The 16601-nt window shown below is 60.6% G+C and carries 13 protein-coding genes; 5 read left to right on the top strand and 8 right to left on the bottom strand.

What is annotated here, in order from left to right:
• The first annotated feature begins 91 nt into the window (after positions 1 to 91).
• On the top strand, positions 92 to 946 hold the full coding sequence (locus tag ACEN9A_RS16515) for a LysR family transcriptional regulator (RefSeq protein ID WP_258668672.1): 855 nt from the start codon (positions 92 to 94) through the stop codon (positions 944 to 946).
• Between the two features lie 69 nt (positions 947 to 1015).
• Here the strand turns inward: ACEN9A_RS16515 and fabI are convergent, their stop codons facing one another.
• The 8 genes from fabI to gloB form a co-directional block, all read right to left on the bottom strand.
• Positions 1016 to 1810, bottom strand: coding sequence for an enoyl-ACP reductase FabI (gene fabI / locus ACEN9A_RS16510; protein WP_007937760.1), 795 nt, complete (start codon positions 1808 to 1810; stop codon positions 1016 to 1018).
• A 22-nt stretch (positions 1811 to 1832) separates the two neighbouring features.
• Positions 1833 to 3443 (bottom strand): ABC transporter ATP-binding protein, encoded by a 1611-nt coding sequence (locus ACEN9A_RS16505; RefSeq protein ID WP_019648952.1) that lies wholly within the window; start codon positions 3441 to 3443, stop codon positions 1833 to 1835.
• 1 nt (position 3444) lies between these two features.
• Positions 3445 to 4464 carry an ABC transporter permease gene (locus ACEN9A_RS16500; protein ID WP_007906755.1) on the bottom strand — a complete coding sequence of 340 codons (1020 nt, stop codon included), beginning with the start codon at positions 4462 to 4464 and terminating at the stop codon, positions 3445 to 3447.
• A gap of 1 nt (position 4465) precedes the next feature.
• Complete coding sequence (locus tag ACEN9A_RS16495) at positions 4466 to 5539, bottom strand: microcin C ABC transporter permease YejB (RefSeq protein ID WP_258668670.1); 1074 nt, start codon at positions 5537 to 5539, stop codon at positions 4466 to 4468.
• 4 nt (positions 5540 to 5543) lie between these two features.
• Positions 5544 to 7385 (bottom strand): extracellular solute-binding protein, encoded by a 1842-nt coding sequence (locus tag ACEN9A_RS16490; protein WP_258668669.1) that lies wholly within the window; start codon positions 7383 to 7385, stop codon positions 5544 to 5546.
• Entirely contained in the window at positions 7382 to 9190 is a 1809-nt protein-coding gene (locus tag ACEN9A_RS16485) for an extracellular solute-binding protein (RefSeq protein ID WP_408981126.1), read from the bottom strand. Before ACEN9A_RS16485 ends, ACEN9A_RS16490 begins: the two co-directional genes overlap by 4 nt.
• Before the next feature lie 309 nt (positions 9191 to 9499).
• Positions 9500 to 10954: a transglycosylase SLT domain-containing protein gene (locus tag ACEN9A_RS16480; protein WP_258668668.1), complete on the bottom strand. Its 1455-nt coding sequence runs from the start codon at positions 10952 to 10954 to the stop codon at positions 9500 to 9502.
• A gap of 99 nt (positions 10955 to 11053) precedes the next feature.
• Positions 11054 to 11821, bottom strand: a complete 768-nt coding sequence (gene gloB / locus ACEN9A_RS16475; protein ID WP_018929622.1) for a hydroxyacylglutathione hydrolase — start codon at positions 11819 to 11821, stop codon at positions 11054 to 11056.
• A gap of 65 nt (positions 11822 to 11886) precedes the next feature.
• Here gloB and ACEN9A_RS16470 point away from each other — a divergent pair, with 65 nt between their 5' ends.
• The 4 genes from ACEN9A_RS16470 to ACEN9A_RS16455 all read left to right on the top strand — a co-directional run bounded on the left by ACEN9A_RS16470 (position 11887) and on the right by ACEN9A_RS16455 (position 16588).
• A complete protein-coding gene (locus tag ACEN9A_RS16470) occupies positions 11887 to 12645 on the top strand; it encodes a methyltransferase domain-containing protein (RefSeq protein WP_018929621.1) in 759 nt (252 codons plus the stop codon).
• Between the two features lie 93 nt (positions 12646 to 12738).
• The gene (gene rnhA, locus ACEN9A_RS16465) at positions 12739 to 13191 is read left to right on the top strand and encodes a ribonuclease HI (protein WP_003180633.1); all 453 of its coding nucleotides are present in this window, start codon (positions 12739 to 12741) and stop codon (positions 13189 to 13191) included.
• Between the two features lie 91 nt (positions 13192 to 13282).
• Entirely contained in the window at positions 13283 to 14041 is a 759-nt protein-coding gene (gene dnaQ / locus ACEN9A_RS16460; RefSeq protein ID WP_007937771.1) for a DNA polymerase III subunit epsilon, read from the top strand.
• Positions 14042 to 14332: 291 nt separating this feature from the next.
• Entirely contained in the window at positions 14333 to 16588 is a 2256-nt protein-coding gene (locus ACEN9A_RS16455; protein ID WP_258668667.1) for an Orn/Lys/Arg family decarboxylase, read from the top strand.
• Positions 16589 to 16601: the final 13 nt, after the last annotated feature.

The following is a 16601-nucleotide window of genomic DNA, read 5'->3' as shown; positions in this document are numbered from 1 at the left end:
CGTTGAGGCTGAGTTTAGTCCTGTGCTTTTTGATTAAAAGACGATAGTTTTTGCAGCGAGCTCAAATTATTTCGATCAATTGGGGAGCCGTATGCTGCGGGAACTGAAAACCTTCATTGCCGTGACGCGCCATGGCACGTTCGCAGCGGCAGGCATGCACATCGGCCTGACTCAGTCGGCGGTCAGCGCGCAGATCCGCAATCTGGAGCAGGCGTTGGGCATACGTCTGTTCGATCGCACCGGGCGTCAGGCGCTCCTCAATGCCGCAGGGCAACGAGCGTTGCCGATGGCTCAGGAAATGCTCGAGATCTTCAGTCGCATGGCCGTTAGTGATGACATCAGCGAGTTTCGTGGCGAATTGAAGATCGGCGCGGTGGCTACCGTCCAGACCGGTTTGTTGCCACGGGCGCTGTTGCGACTCCGGCAACAGGCGCCATTGCTGGAGGCGAAACTGGTGCCGGGGGTATCCCTGAACCTGCTGAGCCAGGTGGACACTGGCGAAGTGGACCTGGCAATTCTGATCAAGCCGCCGTTTGAATTACCCAAGGAATTATCGGTGCAAGTCATTCGCCGGGAGCCGTTTGTGCTGATCGTGCCGGCCGACCTCGAGGGGGATGACCCGCTGCAGTTACTCGCCAGCCATCCCCACGTACGCTACGACCGCAATTCATTCGGTGGGCGATTGGTGACGCGTTTTTTGCGCGAGAAGCAGATTGACGTGCAAGTAGCGCTGGAGCTCGACGAGCTGGAAGCGATCGTGAAGATGGTTGAGTGCGGACTCGGCGTTTCACTGCTGCCCGAGGCAGGGCTGTGGCTGGAGCATGGGGCGAAGGTCCGGATCATCCCGCTGGGAGAGCTGACGTTCTACCGGGAGATCGTGCTGTTGCAGCGTTATAGCCAGCGCACACAGCCGATCCAGCAGTTGTTTGCCCAGTGTTTGTTGTGAAGATCTTTTGAATTTGAGGGCACAAAAAACCCGCCTGAAGAGGCGGGTTTTTTAACGGCTAACCGAAGATCACTCTTCGATGTTACCCATGGCGGTGGTGTTGAAGCCGCCGTCTACGTACATGATTTCGCCGCTGATGCCGGACGCCAGGTCCGAGCACAGGAAGGCGCCGGCGTTGCCGACTTCTTCGATGGTGACGTTACGACGCAGCGGGGTTTGCGCTTCGTTGGCGGCCAGCATTTTGCGGAAGTTCTTGATGCCGGAAGCGGCGAGGGTGCGGATCGGGCCAGCCGATACGCAGTTGACGCGGGTGCCGTCCGGGCCCAGGGAGCCGGCCAGGTAACGTACGCCAGCTTCCAGGGAAGCCTTGGCCATGCCCATTACGTTGTAGTTCGGCATGGTGCGCTCGGCGCCCAGGTACGACAGGGTCAGCAGGCTGCCATTGCGGCCTTTCATCATTTCGCGACCAGCCTTGGCCAGGGCCACGAAGCTGTAGGCGCTGATGTCGTGAGCGATGCGGAAACCTTCACGGGTGGTGGCTTCGGTGAAGTCGCCGTCCAGTTGGTCGCCCGGGGCGAAGCCGACGGAGTGCACGATGCAGTCCAGGCCGTCCCACTTCTTGCTCAACTCTTCGAAGACCTTGGCGATTTCGGCATCGCTGGCCACGTCGCACGGGAAGCACAGCTCAGGGCTCGACCCCCAGCCTTGTGCGAATTCTTCGACACGACCCTTGAGTTTGTCGTTCTGATAAGTGAAGGCAAGCTCAGCGCCCTCGCGATGCATGGCGGCAGCGATGCCGGATGCGATGGACAGCTTGCTGGCGACACCGACGATCAGTACGCGCTTACCGGCGAGAAAACCCATGTGTTGCTCCTCTCTTTCAGGTTTATTGCGCAGTGGCTGGTGCCAGAAAAGCGGCTTCCAGCAACTGCTGTGTATACGGATGTTGGGGGGCGGCAAAAATACTTTGCGCGTCTCCCTGTTCGACCACTTGGCCATGCTTGACCACCATCAGTTGGTGGCTCAGCGCTTTGACGACAGCCAGGTCATGGCTGATAAACAAATACGTCAGGTTGTACTTGGTTTGCAGTGAACGTAGCAGCTCCACCACTTGGCGTTGCACGGTGCGGTCGAGGGCCGAAGTCGGCTCGTCCAGCAGAATCAACGCCGGTTTTAGCACTAAAGCCCGGGCAATGGCGATTCTCTGCCGCTGCCCACCGGAAAATTCATGGGGGTAGCGGTGCCGGGTTTCCGGATCCAGGCCTACCTCCTTGAGTGCCGCAATAATCGCTTGTTCCTGCTCGGCCTCGGTGCCCATCTTGTGGATCCGCAGGCCTTCACCGACGATCTGGCTCACGCACATCCGTGGGCTCAGGCTGCCGAAAGGGTCCTGGAACACCACCTGCATTTCCCGCCGCAGCGGCCGAACCTGTTGCTGCGTCAGGCAGTCTAGCTGCTTGCCTTCAAAACGGATTGCCCCTTTGCTGCCGATCAGCCGCAAAATCGCCAAACCGAGCGTCGACTTGCCGGAACCGCTTTCTCCCACAATCCCCAGGGTCTGTCCCTGGGGCAGGCTGAAATTGATGCCGTCCACCGCCTTGATGTGGTCGACGGTCTTTTTCAGAAAGCCTTTCTTGATCGGGAACCAGACTTTCAGGTCCTCGACTTGCAGCAAGGGCGGGCCAATCAAATTGGTCGCAGGCTTGCCGCTGGGCTCTGCTGCCAGCAGTTCCCGGGTGTATGGATGCTGCGGCGCGCGGAACAATTCTTCGCACGATGCCTGTTCGACGATGCAACCGCGCTGCATGACACATACGCGATGCGCAATTCTTCGTACAAGGTTCAAATCGTGACTGATCAGTAACAGCGCCATGCCCAGGCGGGCCTGCAATTCCTTGAGCAATTCGAGGATTTTCAGCTGAACAGTCACGTCCAGCGCGGTGGTCGGTTCGTCGGCGATCAGCAGTTCCGGCTCGTTGGCCAGGGCCATGGCGATCATGACCCGCTGGCGCTGGCCACCGGACAATTCGTGGGGCAGGGCCTTGAGACGTTTCTCGGGTTCCGGGATGCCGACCATCTCCAGCAGCTCCAGCGTGCGCCTGGTCGCGACTTTGCCGGTCAGGCCCTTGTGGATGCCCAATACCTCGTTGATCTGCTTCTCGATCGAGTGCAGCGGGTTGAGCGAGGTCATCGGCTCTTGAAAGATCATCGCGATCCGGTTGCCGCGGATGTGGCGGATGGTTTTCTCTTTCAGCTCCAACAGGTTCCGGTCTGAATAGGTGATGGTGCCGGACGGATGCCGGGCCAGCGGGTAGGGCAACAGCCGCAGGATCGAGTGGGCGGTCACCGATTTGCCGGAGCCGCTTTCACCTACCAGCGCCAGGGTTTCGCCGCGCTTGATGTCGAAGCTGACGCCTTCGACCACCCGCTGAACGTGCTCGCCAACGACAAATTCGACGGCCAGGTCGCGCACTTCGATCAGATTGTCCTGATTCATTTCACTTCCTCGGGTCGAAGGCATCGCGAGCGGACTCGCCTATAAACACCAGCAGACTCAACATCAACGCCAGCACCGCAAACGCACTCATACCGAGCCACGGCGCTTGCAGGTTGGATTTGCCCTGCGCCACCAACTCACCCAGCGACGGGGCGCCCGGCGGCAAACCGAAGCCAAGGAAGTCGAGGGCGGTCAGCGTACCGATGGCGCCGGTCAGGATGAACGGCATGAAGGTCATGGTCGAGACCATGGCGTTGGGCAAAATGTGGCGGAACATGATCGCACCATTCTGCATGCCCAGCGCCCGGGCCGCGCGCACGTATTCCAGATTCCGCCCGCGCAGGAACTCGGCGCGTACCACATCCACCAGGCTCATCCACGAAAACAGCAACATGATCCCCAGCAGCCACCAGAAGTTCGGCTGCACGAAACTGGCGAGGATGATCAGCAGGTACAGCACCGGCAGCCCGGACCAGATCTCCAGGAAACGCTGCCCGGCCAGGTCGACCCAGCCGCCATAAAAGCCCTGCAAGGCGCCGGCGATCACGCCGATGATCGAGCTGAGAATGGTCAGCGTCAAAGCGAACAGCACCGAAATCCGGAAACCGTAAATCACCCGGGCCAACACGTCGCGGCCCTGATCGTCGGTGCCCAGCAGGTTGTCGGCGGACGGCGGCGCGGGGGCCGGGACTTTCAGGTCGTAGTTGATGCTCTGGTAGCTGTAGGGGATTGGCGCCCACACCACCCAGGCGTCCTTGGCCTTGAGCAGTTCGCGGATGTACGGGCTCTTGTAGTTGGCTTCCAGCGGGAATTCGCCGCCGAACGCGGTTTCCGGATAGCGCTTGAGCGCCGGGAAGTACCAGGCGTTGTCGTAATGCACCACCAGCGGTTTGTCGTTGGCGATCAGCTCGGCGCCGAGGCTTGCGCCGAACAGAATCAGAAACAGCCACAACGACCACCAGCCTCGCTTGTTGGCCTTGAACAGCTCGAAACGTCGGCGATTGAGAGGGGACAGGTTCATCTCAATGCTCCCGGCTTTCGAAGTCGATGCGCGGATCGACAAGGGTGTACGTGAGGTCGCCGATCAGCTTCAGCACCAGCCCCAGCAGCGTGAAGATGAACAGCGTGCCGAAGACGATCGGGTAGTCGCGGTTGATCGCTGCTTCGAAACTCATCAGGCCGAGGCCGTCGAGGGAGAAGATCACTTCCACCAGCAATGAGCCGGTGAAGAAGATCCCGATGAGCGCTGAAGGGAAACCGGCGATCACCAACAGCATCGCGTTGCGAAACACATGGCCGTAGAGCACGCGGTGACGGGTCAGGCCCTTGGCCTTGGCGGTGACCACGTATTGCTTGTTGATTTCGTCGAGGAAGCTGTTTTTGGTCAGCAGCGTCATGGTCGCGAAGTGGCCGATCACCAGTGCAGTGACCGGCAGAGCCAGGTGCCAGAAATAATCGAGGATCTTGCCGCCGGTGCTGAGCTCATCAAAGTTGTTCGAGGTCAGGCCCCGTAGCGGGAACCAGTCGAAATAGCTGCCGCCGGCAAACACCACAATCAGCAGGATGGCGAACAGGAACGCCGGGATCGCGTAGCCGACAACGATCGCTGAACTGGTCCACACATCGAAGTGGCTGCCGTGTCGCGTCGCCTTGGCGATCCCCAGCGGGATCGACACCAGGTACATGATCAGCGTGCTCCATAGCCCGAGAGAGATCGACACCGGCATCTTTTCCTTGATCAGGTCGATGACCTTGGCGTCGCGGAAGAAGCTGTCGCCGAAATCCAGGGTGGCGTAGTTCTTGATCATGATCCACAAGCGTTCCGGCGCCGATTTGTCGAAGCCGTACATGTGCTCGATTTCCTTGACCAGCGCCGGGTCCAGGCCTTGCGCCCCACGATAGGCCGAGCCGGCCACCGACACTTCGGCACCGCCGCCGGCAATGCGGCTGGTGGCGCCTTCGAAGCCTTCGAGCTTGGCGATCATCTGTTCCACCGGCCCACCGGGGGCGGCCTGGATGATCACGAAGTTGATCAGCAAAATGCCAAACAGGGTCGGGATGATCAGCAGCAGTCGCCGAAAAATATACGCCAGCATCTGATTACTCCGTGCCCGCAGGGTCGGCTTGCAGTTTGGTTTCGACTTCTATCGCAGGTGTCGCGTCGGGCTTGACCCACCAGGTGTTGATGCCGATGTCATATTTGGGCGAAACCTTCGGGTGGCCGATGTGGTTCCAGTACGCCACGCGCCAGGTCTTGATGTGCCAGTTGGGGATCACGTAATAGCCCCATTGCAGCACCCGGTCCAGCGCCCGGGCGTGGGCCACCAGGCTTTTGCGTGAATCGGCGTTGATCAGTTGCTCGACCAGTTGGTCCACCACCGGGTCTTTCAGGCCCATGGAGTTGCGGCTGCCGGGTTTGTCGGCGGCGGCGGTCATCCAGAACTCGCGCTGTTCGTTACCCGGCGAGTTGGATTGCGGGAAGCTGCCGACGATCATGTCGAAGTCCCGGGAGCGTACGCGGTTGATGTATTGCGAGACGTCGACCCGACGGATCACCAGGTCGATGCCCAGGTCGCTGAGGTTGCGCTTGAACGGCAGCAGTACCCGCTCGAACTCAGTCTGGGCCAGCAGGAACTCGATGGTCACCGGTTTGCCGGTGGCGTCGACCATCTTGTCGTCGACGATCCGCCAGCCGGCCTCTTGCAGCAGTTGATAGGCTTTGCGTTGCTGAGTGCGGATCATGCCGCTGGCGTCGGTCAGCGGGTTCTGGAACGCCTCGCTGAACACCTGCTCGGGAATCTTGCTGCGGAACGGGTCGAGAATCGCCAGTTGGTCGGTGTCCGGCAGGCCGGTGGCGGCCATCTCCGAGTTTTCGAAGTAACTGCGGGTACGCACGTAGGCGCCGTTGAACAGTTGCTTGTTGGTCCACTCGAAGTCCAGCAACAGGGTCAGCGCTTGGCGCACGCGCACATCCTGGAACACCGGACGACGCAGGTTGAACACGAAGCCTTGCATGCCGGTGGGGTTGCCGTTGGGGATCTCTTCCTTGATCAGCCGCCCTTCGGTCACCGCCGGAATGTTGTAGGCCTTGGCCCAGTTTTTCGCGGACATTTCCAGCCAGTAGTCGAATTGACCGGCCTTGAGCGCTTCCTGCGCAACGGTGTTGTCGCGGTAATAGTCAGTGGTCATCACATCGAAGTTGTAGAACCCGCGATTGACCGGCAGGTCCTTGCCCCAATAGTCCTTGACCCGTTCATAGCGCACCGAACGCCCGGCCTTCACTTCGCTGACTTTGTACGGGCCGCTGCCGAGCGGCAGTTCCAGGTTGCCTTTGTTGAAGTCGCGGGAGGCCCACCAATGCTTGGGCAATACCGGCAGTTGGCCAAGAATCAGTGGCAGCTCGCGGTTGTTGGTGTGCTTGAACTTGAACAGCACTGTGAGGGGGTTTTCGGCGATCGCTTCTTCCACGTCGCTGTAATAGCCGCGATAAAGCGGGGCGCCATCCTTGATCAGGGTCTGGAAGCTGAACACCACGTCCTCGGCGCGTACCGGGTGGCCGTCGTGAAAATGAGCTTCGGGACGCAGATAGAAGCGCACCCAGCTGTTGTCCGGGGCTTTCTCGATCTTGCCGGCGATCAGGCCGTATTCAGTGAAGGGTTCATCCAGACCCTGTTTGGCCAGGGTGTCGTAGATCATGCTGATGTCGTCGGCCGGCACGCCTTTGCTGATGAACGGATTGAGGCTGTCGAAGCCACCGAACCCGGCCTGACGGAAGATCCCGCCCTTCGGCGCATCGGGGTTTACGTAATCGAAGTGCTTGAAGTCGGCCGGGTATTTCGGCGGCTCGTTGTACAGGGTCAAGGCATGTTGCGGGGCGGCGCAGGCCAGCCCGGCGAACAACAGACCGCTGGCCTGCAAGAGCAGGGCGCGTAAGGGAGTCATTGATCTTTCTCCGAAGATTTCAGCCACCACGCGCTCAGGCCCAGGGTATAGGGCGGCGTGGTGACGAAGGCGAACCGGTTGCGGTAGGCCAAACGGTGATAATTGAGGTACCAGTTGGGAATGATGTAGTGCTGCCATAGCAGCACCCGGTCGAGCGCCTTGCCGGCGGCGACTTGTTCATCCCGGGTCTGGGCGCCGAGCAGCTGTTCGAGCAAATGGTCGACCACCGGGTCGGCGATGCCTGCGTAGTTCTTGCTGCCCTTGATCCCGACCTGGCTGGAGTGGAAGTACTGCCATTGCTCCAGGCCCGGGCTGAGGGTCTGGTTGAGGGTCATCAGGATCATGTCGAAATCGAATTGATCGAGGCGCTGTTTGTACTGGGCGCGATCGACCGTGCGCAGCCGTGCGTCGATACCGATGCTGGCGAGGTTCTCGACGTAGGGCTGAAGGATCCGCTCCAGGTTCGGGTTGACCAGCAGGATCTCGAAGCGTAGCGGTTGGCCGATGCTGTTCTGCAGCCGCTGGCCATTGAGCTTCCAGCCGGCTTCGGCGAGCAGGCCCAAGGCCTTGCGCATGGTTTCGCGCGGAATGCCGCGGCCTTCGGTCTGCGGCAGGCTGAACGGCTCGGTGAGCAGCTTGGCGGGCAACTGATCGCGATAGGGCTTGAGCAACAGCCACTCGTGGCCGACCGGCAGTCCCGTGGCAGAGAACTCGCTGTTGGGGTAGTAACTCATGGCGCGTGTGTAGGCGCCGCTGAACAGCGTGCGGTTGGTCCACTCGAAATCGAACATCAGCCCCAGCGCTTCACGGACCTTGATCTGGGCGAAGGTCGACCGCCGAGTGTTCATGAACAGGCCCTGGCTCTGGGTCGGGATCTGGTGCGGGATCTGCGCCTTGATCACCTCGCCACGGCGCACGGCCGGGAAGTCGTAGCCGTTGTCCCAGTTCTTCGCCTGATGCTCGATGTAGATGTCGAACTCGCCGGCCTTGAACGCTTCGAAGGCCACGTCGCTGTCACGGTAGAACTCGACTTCCATGCGATCGACGTTGTATTTGCCGCGATTGACCGGCAGATCCTTGCCCCAGTAATCCTTGACCCGTTCGAAGACGATCTGCCGCCCGGGGGTTACCGAAGTGATGCGATACGGCCCGCTGCCCAATGGCGGTTCGAAGGTGGTGGCCTTGAAATCGCGATCTTTCCAGTAATGCTGGGGCAGCACCGGCAACTCGCCCAGGCGCAGGATCAGCAACGGATTGCCGGAGCGCTTGAAGACGAAGCGAATGCGCTGCGGGTTGAGGATGTCGACCCGCGACACTTCCTGCAGGTTGGTGCGGTATTGCGGATGACCTTCCTTGAGCAGCAGGCGATAGGAGAACGCGACATCATAGGCGGTGATCGGCGTGCCATCGTGGAAGCGCGCTTCGGGGCGCAGGTTGAACACCACCCAGCTGCGGTCCTCGCTGTATTCCACCGATTGGGCAATCAGGCCATAACTGGACGTCGGCTCATCGCCCGACGGCGCGTACTGGCCGGTGCCGACCATCAGCGGTTCGTTGAGTTCGTTGATGCCGTATTGCAGGAAGTTGGGCGTGGAAACCGGGCTCGAACCTTTGAAGGTGTAAGGGTTGAGCGTATCGAAGGTGCCAAACGCCATTACCCGCAACGTACCGCCCTTGGGCGCTTGCGGGTTGACCCAGTCGAAGTGGGTAAATCTGGCCGGGTACTTGAGCGTGCCGAACTGCGCATAACCGTGGCTTTCGCTGATCGTCGCGCTTGCGGAGGAGCTCAAGGCCAGGCTGATCAGGAGAAGGAGGAGGGGACGCTTCAAGTCAGAGATCCGATCCAGGCGGCTTGGGCTTTGTGGGCCGTACAGTAACAGCTTGTATCGACAGGAAAAAGACGGGGGCTTAATGCGTTGTTAACCGCTGCCTCGATAGCCCTGCGGATCGCAGAACCTGTGGCGAGGGAGCTTGCTCCCGCTCGGCTGCGAAGCAGTCGTAAACCCTAGTACGCGGCGTGTCAGAAGTTACCGGATTTCAGGTTTTGGGGCTGCTTCGCAACCCAGCGGGAGCAAGCTCCCTCGCCACAAAAGCCCCTAGGCAGGGCGTGCTGTTTAATGCGGGGAAGAAACCGTCAGCATCTGCCCCGGTTTCAGCGCCTGGCCTACCCGAGGGTTCCAGCGCTTGAGGTGTTGCATTTCGACATTGAAACGTTTGGCAACCATGTACAACGAGTCGCCTTGCTGGACCTTGTACTGGGTCTGCGGTTTCTGTTTGTCTGACTTGCCGCTGGTTTTGCTGTTCGCCGCCACGACAGTGTTGATGCGACCGCCGCTGCGCTTGCTGGTGTCCTGCATCACAAGGGTCTGGCCGACCTTGAGGTTCTTGCCGTTCAGTTTGTTCCAGCGTTGCAGGTCTTTGACGTCGACCTTGTTGGCCTTGGCAATGGAGGCCAGATTTTCGCCGCGTTTGACCCGGTAGGCGCGCTTGATGCTGGCGATTTCGCGCTCGTCGGCACCTTCGAACACCGGCTTGAGCGGCCGCTGGCTGATCAGCTCTTCAGGACGCATGGTCGACAGGCTGGCAGTCAGCAGTTGCGCCTTGGACGTCGGCACCAGCAGATGCTGGGGGCCGTCGATGGTAGTGCGTTGCTTGAAGGCCGGGTTGAGCTGGAACAGTTCGTCTTCGTCGATGTTGGCCACCGCGGCAACCTTGGACAGGTCCATGCGCTGGTTGATTTCGACGACCTGGAAGTACGGTTCGTTGGCGATCGACTTGAGGTTCACGCCATAGGCATCGGGCGCCAACACCACTTGCGACAGCGCCAGCAGCTTCGGCACATAGGCCTGGGTTTCCGCTGGCAGCGGCAGGTTCCAATAATCGGTTGGAAGGCCGAGCTTCTCATTGCGCTCGATGGCTCGGCTGACCGTGCCTTCGCCGGCGTTGTAGGCCGCCAGGGCCAGTAGCCAGTCACCGTTGAACATGTCGTGCAGGCGGGTCAGGTAATCCATGGCCGCGGTGGTCGAGGCGGTGATATCGCGACGGCCATCATAGAAACGGGTTTGACGCAGGTTGAAGTAACGCCCGGTGGAAGGAATGAATTGCCAAAGACCCACCGCGTCGGCCCGGGAATAGGCCATCGGGTTGTAGGCGCTTTCAATCACTGGCAACAGCGCCAGTTCCAGCGGCATGTTGCGTTCTTCAAGGCGTTCGACGATGTAGTGAATGTAGAGGCTGCCGCGTTCGCCGGCGTTTTCGAGGAAGGACGGGTTACTGGCGAACCACAGGCGCTGCTGCTCGATGCGCGGGTTGACGCCCAGGTTGTCCTGCAACTGGAAGCCCTGGCGCATGCGCTCCCAGACGTCCTGGGGAACTTGCGGTGTTGGTTTTTCGCTGAGCCAGATTGGTTTTTGCTTGGCTCGCGCGGCGATATTCGGTGTGTGTGTCGCTTCGGTCTGCGGCACATGGCTTGAACAGCCCGCCAAAGTGGCGGACACAGCCACCGCGATGGCTTGAGCCAAGCGGGTCAATGCGTCTGAATTGGTGGCTTTACGAATAGGTGACGACATTGGCTGGAAGTAAGTTCCGGGCGAAAATGTCGGGCGATTCTAGAAAGCACACCCCCTGCGGTCAACCATTCAGAATTTTTGTACCATTGCGCAGGCAGCTTAGAACGTATCTTTCCAAGCCCGCAATGCAGCAAAGACCGCACTCGGCGCCCGGTTTTCGGTTCCATTCCGTTCGTCCACTTTTTCTTTAACGGATGTTTCGCCGGTACGCAAAAACGGATTGGTGAGCTTTTCCAGCGCCAGGGTCGAAGGCAGCGTCATGATTCCGGCTTCCCGTTGACGGGTGACTTTGGCCAGTCGTTCGAGGGTGTCGGGATTGCCCGGTTCGACCGCCACGGCAAACTTCAGATTGCTCAGGGTGTACTCGTGGGTGCAGTAGACCAGCGTGTCTTCGGGAAGCGCCGCGAGGCGGCTCAGCGAGTGATGCATTTGCTCGGGCGTGCCTTCGAACAAGCGTCCGCAACCGGCAGCGAACAGGGTGTCGCCGCAAAACAAATGACCACGGTGGTAATAGGCGATATGCCCCAGGGTATGGCCCGGTACTGTGATGACATCGAAGTCCCAGCCCAGCACGTTGATCCGGTCGCTGTCCTTGAGGGCCACGTCCCGTGCCGGGATGGTCTCGCTGGCCGGGCCATGGACGGTTGCGTCTGTCGCTTTTTTCAGCCGCTCGACGCCGCCGACATGGTCATGATGGTGATGAGTGATCAGAATATCGCTTAACACCCAACCCGGGTGCGCCGCGAGCCACGCCTCTACGGGCGCGGCATCGCCCGGATCGACTACGGCGCAGCGCTGGGTGCTGTGGTCTTGTAACAACCAGATGTAGTTGTCGGTGAAGGCGGGCAGGGCACTGATCTGTATCATCGTCGGATTCGCCAAGCGGAAAACATTGGCGCATCTTAGAGCTTCCTGGCGCGTTGGAGAATGCAATGACCGATAAAGCGTTCGCTCAGGCTGATCCTGACTGGCTGGCATTGATCAGCGCGGCCCGTGACTGGCTGTCCGGTCCCATCGGGCAATTTTTGCTGGACGAAGAACGACGCATGCTCGAAGACGAGTTGGGGCGCTTCTTCGGCGGCTATCTGGTGCATTACGGCCCCTCGGCACAGACGCCACCGGCGGCGCCGCAGGTGCAGCGCAATGTGCGACTCGGCGCGCCGTTGCCGGGGGTCGAGATCGTCTGCGAAGAGCAGGCCTGGCCCTTGAGCGAGCATGCCGCCGATGTGGTGGTGTTGCAGCATGGGCTGGATTTCTGCCTGTCGCCACACGGCTTGTTGCGCGAAGCGGCGAGCAGTGTGCGCCCCGGCGGGCATCTGCTGATTATCGGGATCAACCCCTGGAGCAGTTGGGGCCTGCGTCATGTGTTCGCCCATGACGCCTTGCGCAAGGCGCGCTGCATTTCGCCGTCGCGGGTCAGCGACTGGCTGAACCTGCTGGGCTTCGCGCTGGAGAAACGCCGCTTCGGGTGCTATCGTCCGCCGCTTGCGTCACCTGCCTGGCAAGCTCGTCTGGCCGGTTGGGAGCGCAAGGCCGGTGACTGGCAATTGTCGGGTGGCGGCTTCTATTTATTAGTCGCGCGCAAGATCGTGGTGGGGCTGCGGCCGGTGCGCCAAGTGCGGCGCGAACCGATGGGCAAGCTGATTCCGTTGCCGATGGCCAAGGTCAATCGTCGTCACATCGAGCCGTAATACACTTTTTTATATTCCCGGCCGGGTATGCCCCGGCCTCGGGCATCGTCGGTCGCCGATCGGCGAGCCAGCGCATTTTCTGGATAGATTGGCATGAGCGATAGCGTAGAACTCTTCACCGATGGCGCCTGCAAGGGCAACCCTGGCCCAGGCGGCTGGGGCGCGTTGCTGGTGTGCAAGGGCGTTGAAAAAGAACTCTGGGGCGGCGAAGCCAACACCACCAACAACCGCATGGAGCTGATGGGGGCGATCCGTGGCCTGGAAGAGCTCAAGCGTTCTTGCGACGTGCTGCTGGTGACCGACTCCCAGTACGTGATGAAAGGCATCAACGAGTGGATGGCCAACTGGAAGAAACGCGGCTGGAAAACCGCCGCGAAGGAACCAGTGAAAAACGCCGACCTGTGGAAACTGCTCGACGAGCAGGTCAACCGCCACAACGTCACCTGGAAATGGGTGCGCGGGCACATCGGCCATCATGGCAACGAACGGGCCGACCAACTGGCCAACCGTGGCGTGGATGAAGTGCGCGGGTACAAGCAGGCTTGATTCCGGCGTAACACGGTCTATCTGAAAGACCCACGCGAGCGTGTTAACATCGCCGCTTTTGCACGATTGACCCGTTGAGAGCTGAGCACTGATGGCCACCAGATCCGTTGTACTCGATACCGAAACCACCGGCATGCCGGTGACCGACGGCCACCGGATTATCGAAATCGGTTGTGTCGAGTTGATCGGTCGGCGGCTGACCGGCCGGCATTTCCACGTTTACCTGCAACCGGATCGCGAGAGTGACGAAGGCGCCATCGGCGTCCACGGCATCACTAACGAATTTCTGGTGGGCAAGCCGCGTTTCACTGAAGTGGCCGATGAATTTTTCGAGTTCATCAAGGGCGCACAGCTGATCATCCATAACGCGGCGTTCGACGTTGGCTTTATCAACAACGAATTTGCCCTGATGGGCCAGCACGATCGCGCGGACATCACACAACACTGCACGATCCTCGACACCCTGATAATGGCCCGGGAACGTCACCCGGGGCAGCGCAACAGCCTCGACGCCTTGTGCAAACGCTATGGCGTCGACAACTCCGGCCGTGAACTGCACGGCGCCTTGCTCGACTCCGAGATTCTCGCCGACGTTTACCTGACCATGACCGGCGGCCAGACCAGCCTGTCGCTGGCCGGTAACGCGTCCGATGGCAACGGTTCGGGCGAAGGCGCCGATAATTCCGCCACGGAAATCCGTCGTCTGCCGGCCGATCGTCAGCCGACCCGGATCATCCGCGCCAGTGAAGAGGATCTGGCCCAACACGTTGCGCGCCTGGAAGCCATCGCCAAATCCGCCGGCGCGCCGTCGCTGTGGCAGCAATTGGCCGAGGCCAAGGCCCAGGCCTGAGTCCCTTCGAGCGGAAGGTTTTTTGTGGCGAGGGAGCTTGCTCCCGCTCGACTGCGCAGCAGTCGCAAATCCTGCCAATATGGTTCCGAGCGAATGCAGGGGGGGCGCTTCGCAGCCCAACGGGAGCAAGCTCACTCGCCACAGGTATCTTTCTCGACACCGAGTTTGCTGGCCACATGATGGTGCGCCGGCCGGCCCACTTCAGGGCATCCCCCTCGCCACATGCGCTCCAACCCTCTACCCTGAGGTGATTGGCAGGCCACGGTCTGCCGCCTCAGGACGCCGAGCCTCATGTATAAAGATTTGAAATTCCCGGTCCTGATCGTCCACCGCGACATCAAGGCCGACACCGTTGCCGGTGATCGTGTGCGTGGCATTGCCCGGGAGCTGGAGCAGGAAGGTTTCAGTATCGTTTCGGCGGTCGATTACACCGAGGGGCGTCTGGTCGCCTCGACCCATCACGGCCTTGCCTGCATGTTGATTGCCGCCGAAGACGCCAGCACCCACGCGCATCTTCTGCACAACATGGCCGAACTGATTCGCCTGGCGCGGGTTCGGGCGCCGGAGCTGCCGATTTTCGCCCTGGGCGAGCAAGTCACCCTGGAAAACGCCCCGGCCGACGCCATGGCCGAGCTCAATCAGCTGCGCGGCATTCTCTATTTGTTCGAAGACACCGTGCCATTCCTTGCCCGTCAGGTTGCCCGCGCGGCGCGCAAGTACCTGGACGGCCTGTTGCCGCCGTTCTTCAAGGCGCTGGTGCAGCACACCGCAGACTCCAATTATTCCTGGCACACGCCGGGGCATGGCGGCGGCGTGGCGTATCACAAGAGCCCGGTAGGGCAGGCGTTTCACCAGTTTTTCGGGGAAAACACCCTGCGTTCGGATTTGTCGGTGTCGGTGCCGGAACTCGGTTCGCTGCTCGATCACACTGGCCCGCTGGCTGAGGCGGAGGCGCGAGCGGCTCGCAACTTCGGCGCCGATCACACCTTTTTCGTGATCAATGGCACCTCGACCGCCAACAAGATCGTCTGGCATTCCATGGTGGCACGCGATGATCTGGTGCTGGTGGATCGCAACTGCCACAAGTCAGTGTTGCACGCGATCATCATGACCGGCGCGATTCCGCTGTACCTGTGCCCGGAGCGCAATGAGCTGGGGATCATTGGCCCGATTCCGTTGAGTGAGTTCAGCCGCGAATCAATCCAGGCCAAGATCGACGCGAGCCCGCTGACCCAAGGCCGCGAGCCCAAGGTCAAGTTGGCGGTGGTGACCAACTCGACTTATGACGGCCTCTGTTACAACGCCGAACTGATCAAACAGAGCCTGGGCAACAGCGTCGAGGTGCTGCATTTCGACGAGGCCTGGTTCGCCTACGCGGCATTCCACGAGTTCTTCGCCGGCCGTTATGGCATGGGCACGTCCCGCAGCGAAGACAGCCCCTTGGTGTTCACCACTCACTCCACACACAAACTGCTGGCGGCGTTCAGCCAGGCGTCGATGATTCACGTGCAGGACGGCGGCGCGCGGCAGCTGGATCGCGATCGTTTCAACGAAGCGTTCATGATGCACATCTCGACCTCGCCGCAGTACAGCATCATCGCCTCGCTGGACGTGGCCTCGGCGATGATGGAAGGGCCGGCCGGTCGTTCGCTGCTACAGGAAATGTTCGACGAAGCGCTGAGTTTTCGCCGGGCGCTGGCCAATCTGCGCCAGCATATCGCCGCCGATGACTGGTGGTTTTCCATCTGGCAGCCGCCCTCGGCGGAAGCGATCGAGCAGGTGGTCAGCGAAGACTGGCTGCTGCAACCCGACGCTGACTGGCACGGCTTTGGCGGCGTGACCGACGACTACGTGCTGCTCGACCCAATCAAAGTCACGCTGGTAATGCCGGGGCTGACGGCGGGCGGCGCGCTGAGTGCGCGCGGGATTCCGGCGGCGGTGGTCAGCAAGTTCCTCTGGGAGCGCGGGCTGGTCGTGGAAAAGACTGGGCTGTATTCGTTCCTGGTGCTGTTCTCGATGGGCATTACCAAGGGCAAATGGAGCACGCTGCTGACCGAGTTACTGGAGTTCAAGCGCAGCTACGACGCCAACGTCAGCCTGGCCACCTGCCTGCCGTGCGTGGCGCAACAGAACATGGCCCGTTATCAAGGCATGGGGTTGCGCGATCTGTGCGATCAATTGCACGCCTGTTATCGCAGCAACGCCACGGCCAAACACCTCAAACGCATGTACACGGTGTTGCCGGAAGTCGCGATGAAGCCAGCGGACGCCTATGATCAATTGGTACGCGGGGAAGTGGAGGCCGTTTCGATCGATGCCCTGGACGGGCGGATCGCGGCAGTGATGCTGGTGCCATACCCGCCGGGGATCCCGTTGATCATGCCCGGCGAGCGTTTCACCGAGTCGACCCGCTCGATCATCGATTACCTGAAGTTTGCCCGGGCGTTCGACAGCAGCTTCCCCGGGTTTGTCGCCGATGTGCATGGCTTGCAACATGAAGACGAGGGCAATGGACGGCACTACACCGTCGATTGCATCAAGGAATGAGGACCTTTGCGAG

This window comes from Pseudomonas sp. Pseusp18 (assembly GCF_059506005.1).
Note: the sequence above shows the minus strand (reverse complement) of the source record. Positions and strands in the feature narration are given on the sequence as shown.

Bases quoted from the DNA above. Each gene is read 5' to 3' on its own strand.
- fabI (WP_007937760.1), bottom strand. From the start codon at position 1,810: ATGGGTTTTCTCGCCGGTAAGCGCGTACTGATCGTCGGTGTCGCCAGC.
- gloB (WP_018929622.1), bottom strand. From the start codon at position 11,821: ATGATACAGATCAGTGCCCTGCCCGCCTTCACCGACAACTACATCTGG.
- ACEN9A_RS16490 (WP_258668669.1), bottom strand. From the start codon at position 7,385: ATGACTCCCTTACGCGCCCTGCTCTTGCAGGCCAGCGGTCTGTTGTTC.
- ACEN9A_RS16480 (WP_258668668.1), bottom strand. From the start codon at position 10,954: ATGTCGTCACCTATTCGTAAAGCCACCAATTCAGACGCATTGACCCGC.
- ACEN9A_RS16500 (WP_007906755.1), bottom strand. From the start codon at position 4,464: ATGAACCTGTCCCCTCTCAATCGCCGACGTTTCGAGCTGTTCAAGGCC.
- ACEN9A_RS16455 (WP_258668667.1), top strand. From the start codon at position 14,333: ATGTATAAAGATTTGAAATTCCCGGTCCTGATCGTCCACCGCGACATC.
- ACEN9A_RS16470 (WP_018929621.1), top strand. From the start codon at position 11,887: ATGACCGATAAAGCGTTCGCTCAGGCTGATCCTGACTGGCTGGCATTG.
- ACEN9A_RS16495 (WP_258668670.1), bottom strand. From the start codon at position 5,539: ATGCTGGCGTATATTTTTCGGCGACTGCTGCTGATCATCCCGACCCTG.
- ACEN9A_RS16515 (WP_258668672.1), top strand. From the start codon at position 92: ATGCTGCGGGAACTGAAAACCTTCATTGCCGTGACGCGCCATGGCACG.
- rnhA (WP_003180633.1), top strand. From the start codon at position 12,739: ATGAGCGATAGCGTAGAACTCTTCACCGATGGCGCCTGCAAGGGCAAC.
- ACEN9A_RS16505 (WP_019648952.1), bottom strand. From the start codon at position 3,443: ATGAATCAGGACAATCTGATCGAAGTGCGCGACCTGGCCGTCGAATTT.
- dnaQ (WP_007937771.1), top strand. From the start codon at position 13,283: ATGGCCACCAGATCCGTTGTACTCGATACCGAAACCACCGGCATGCCG.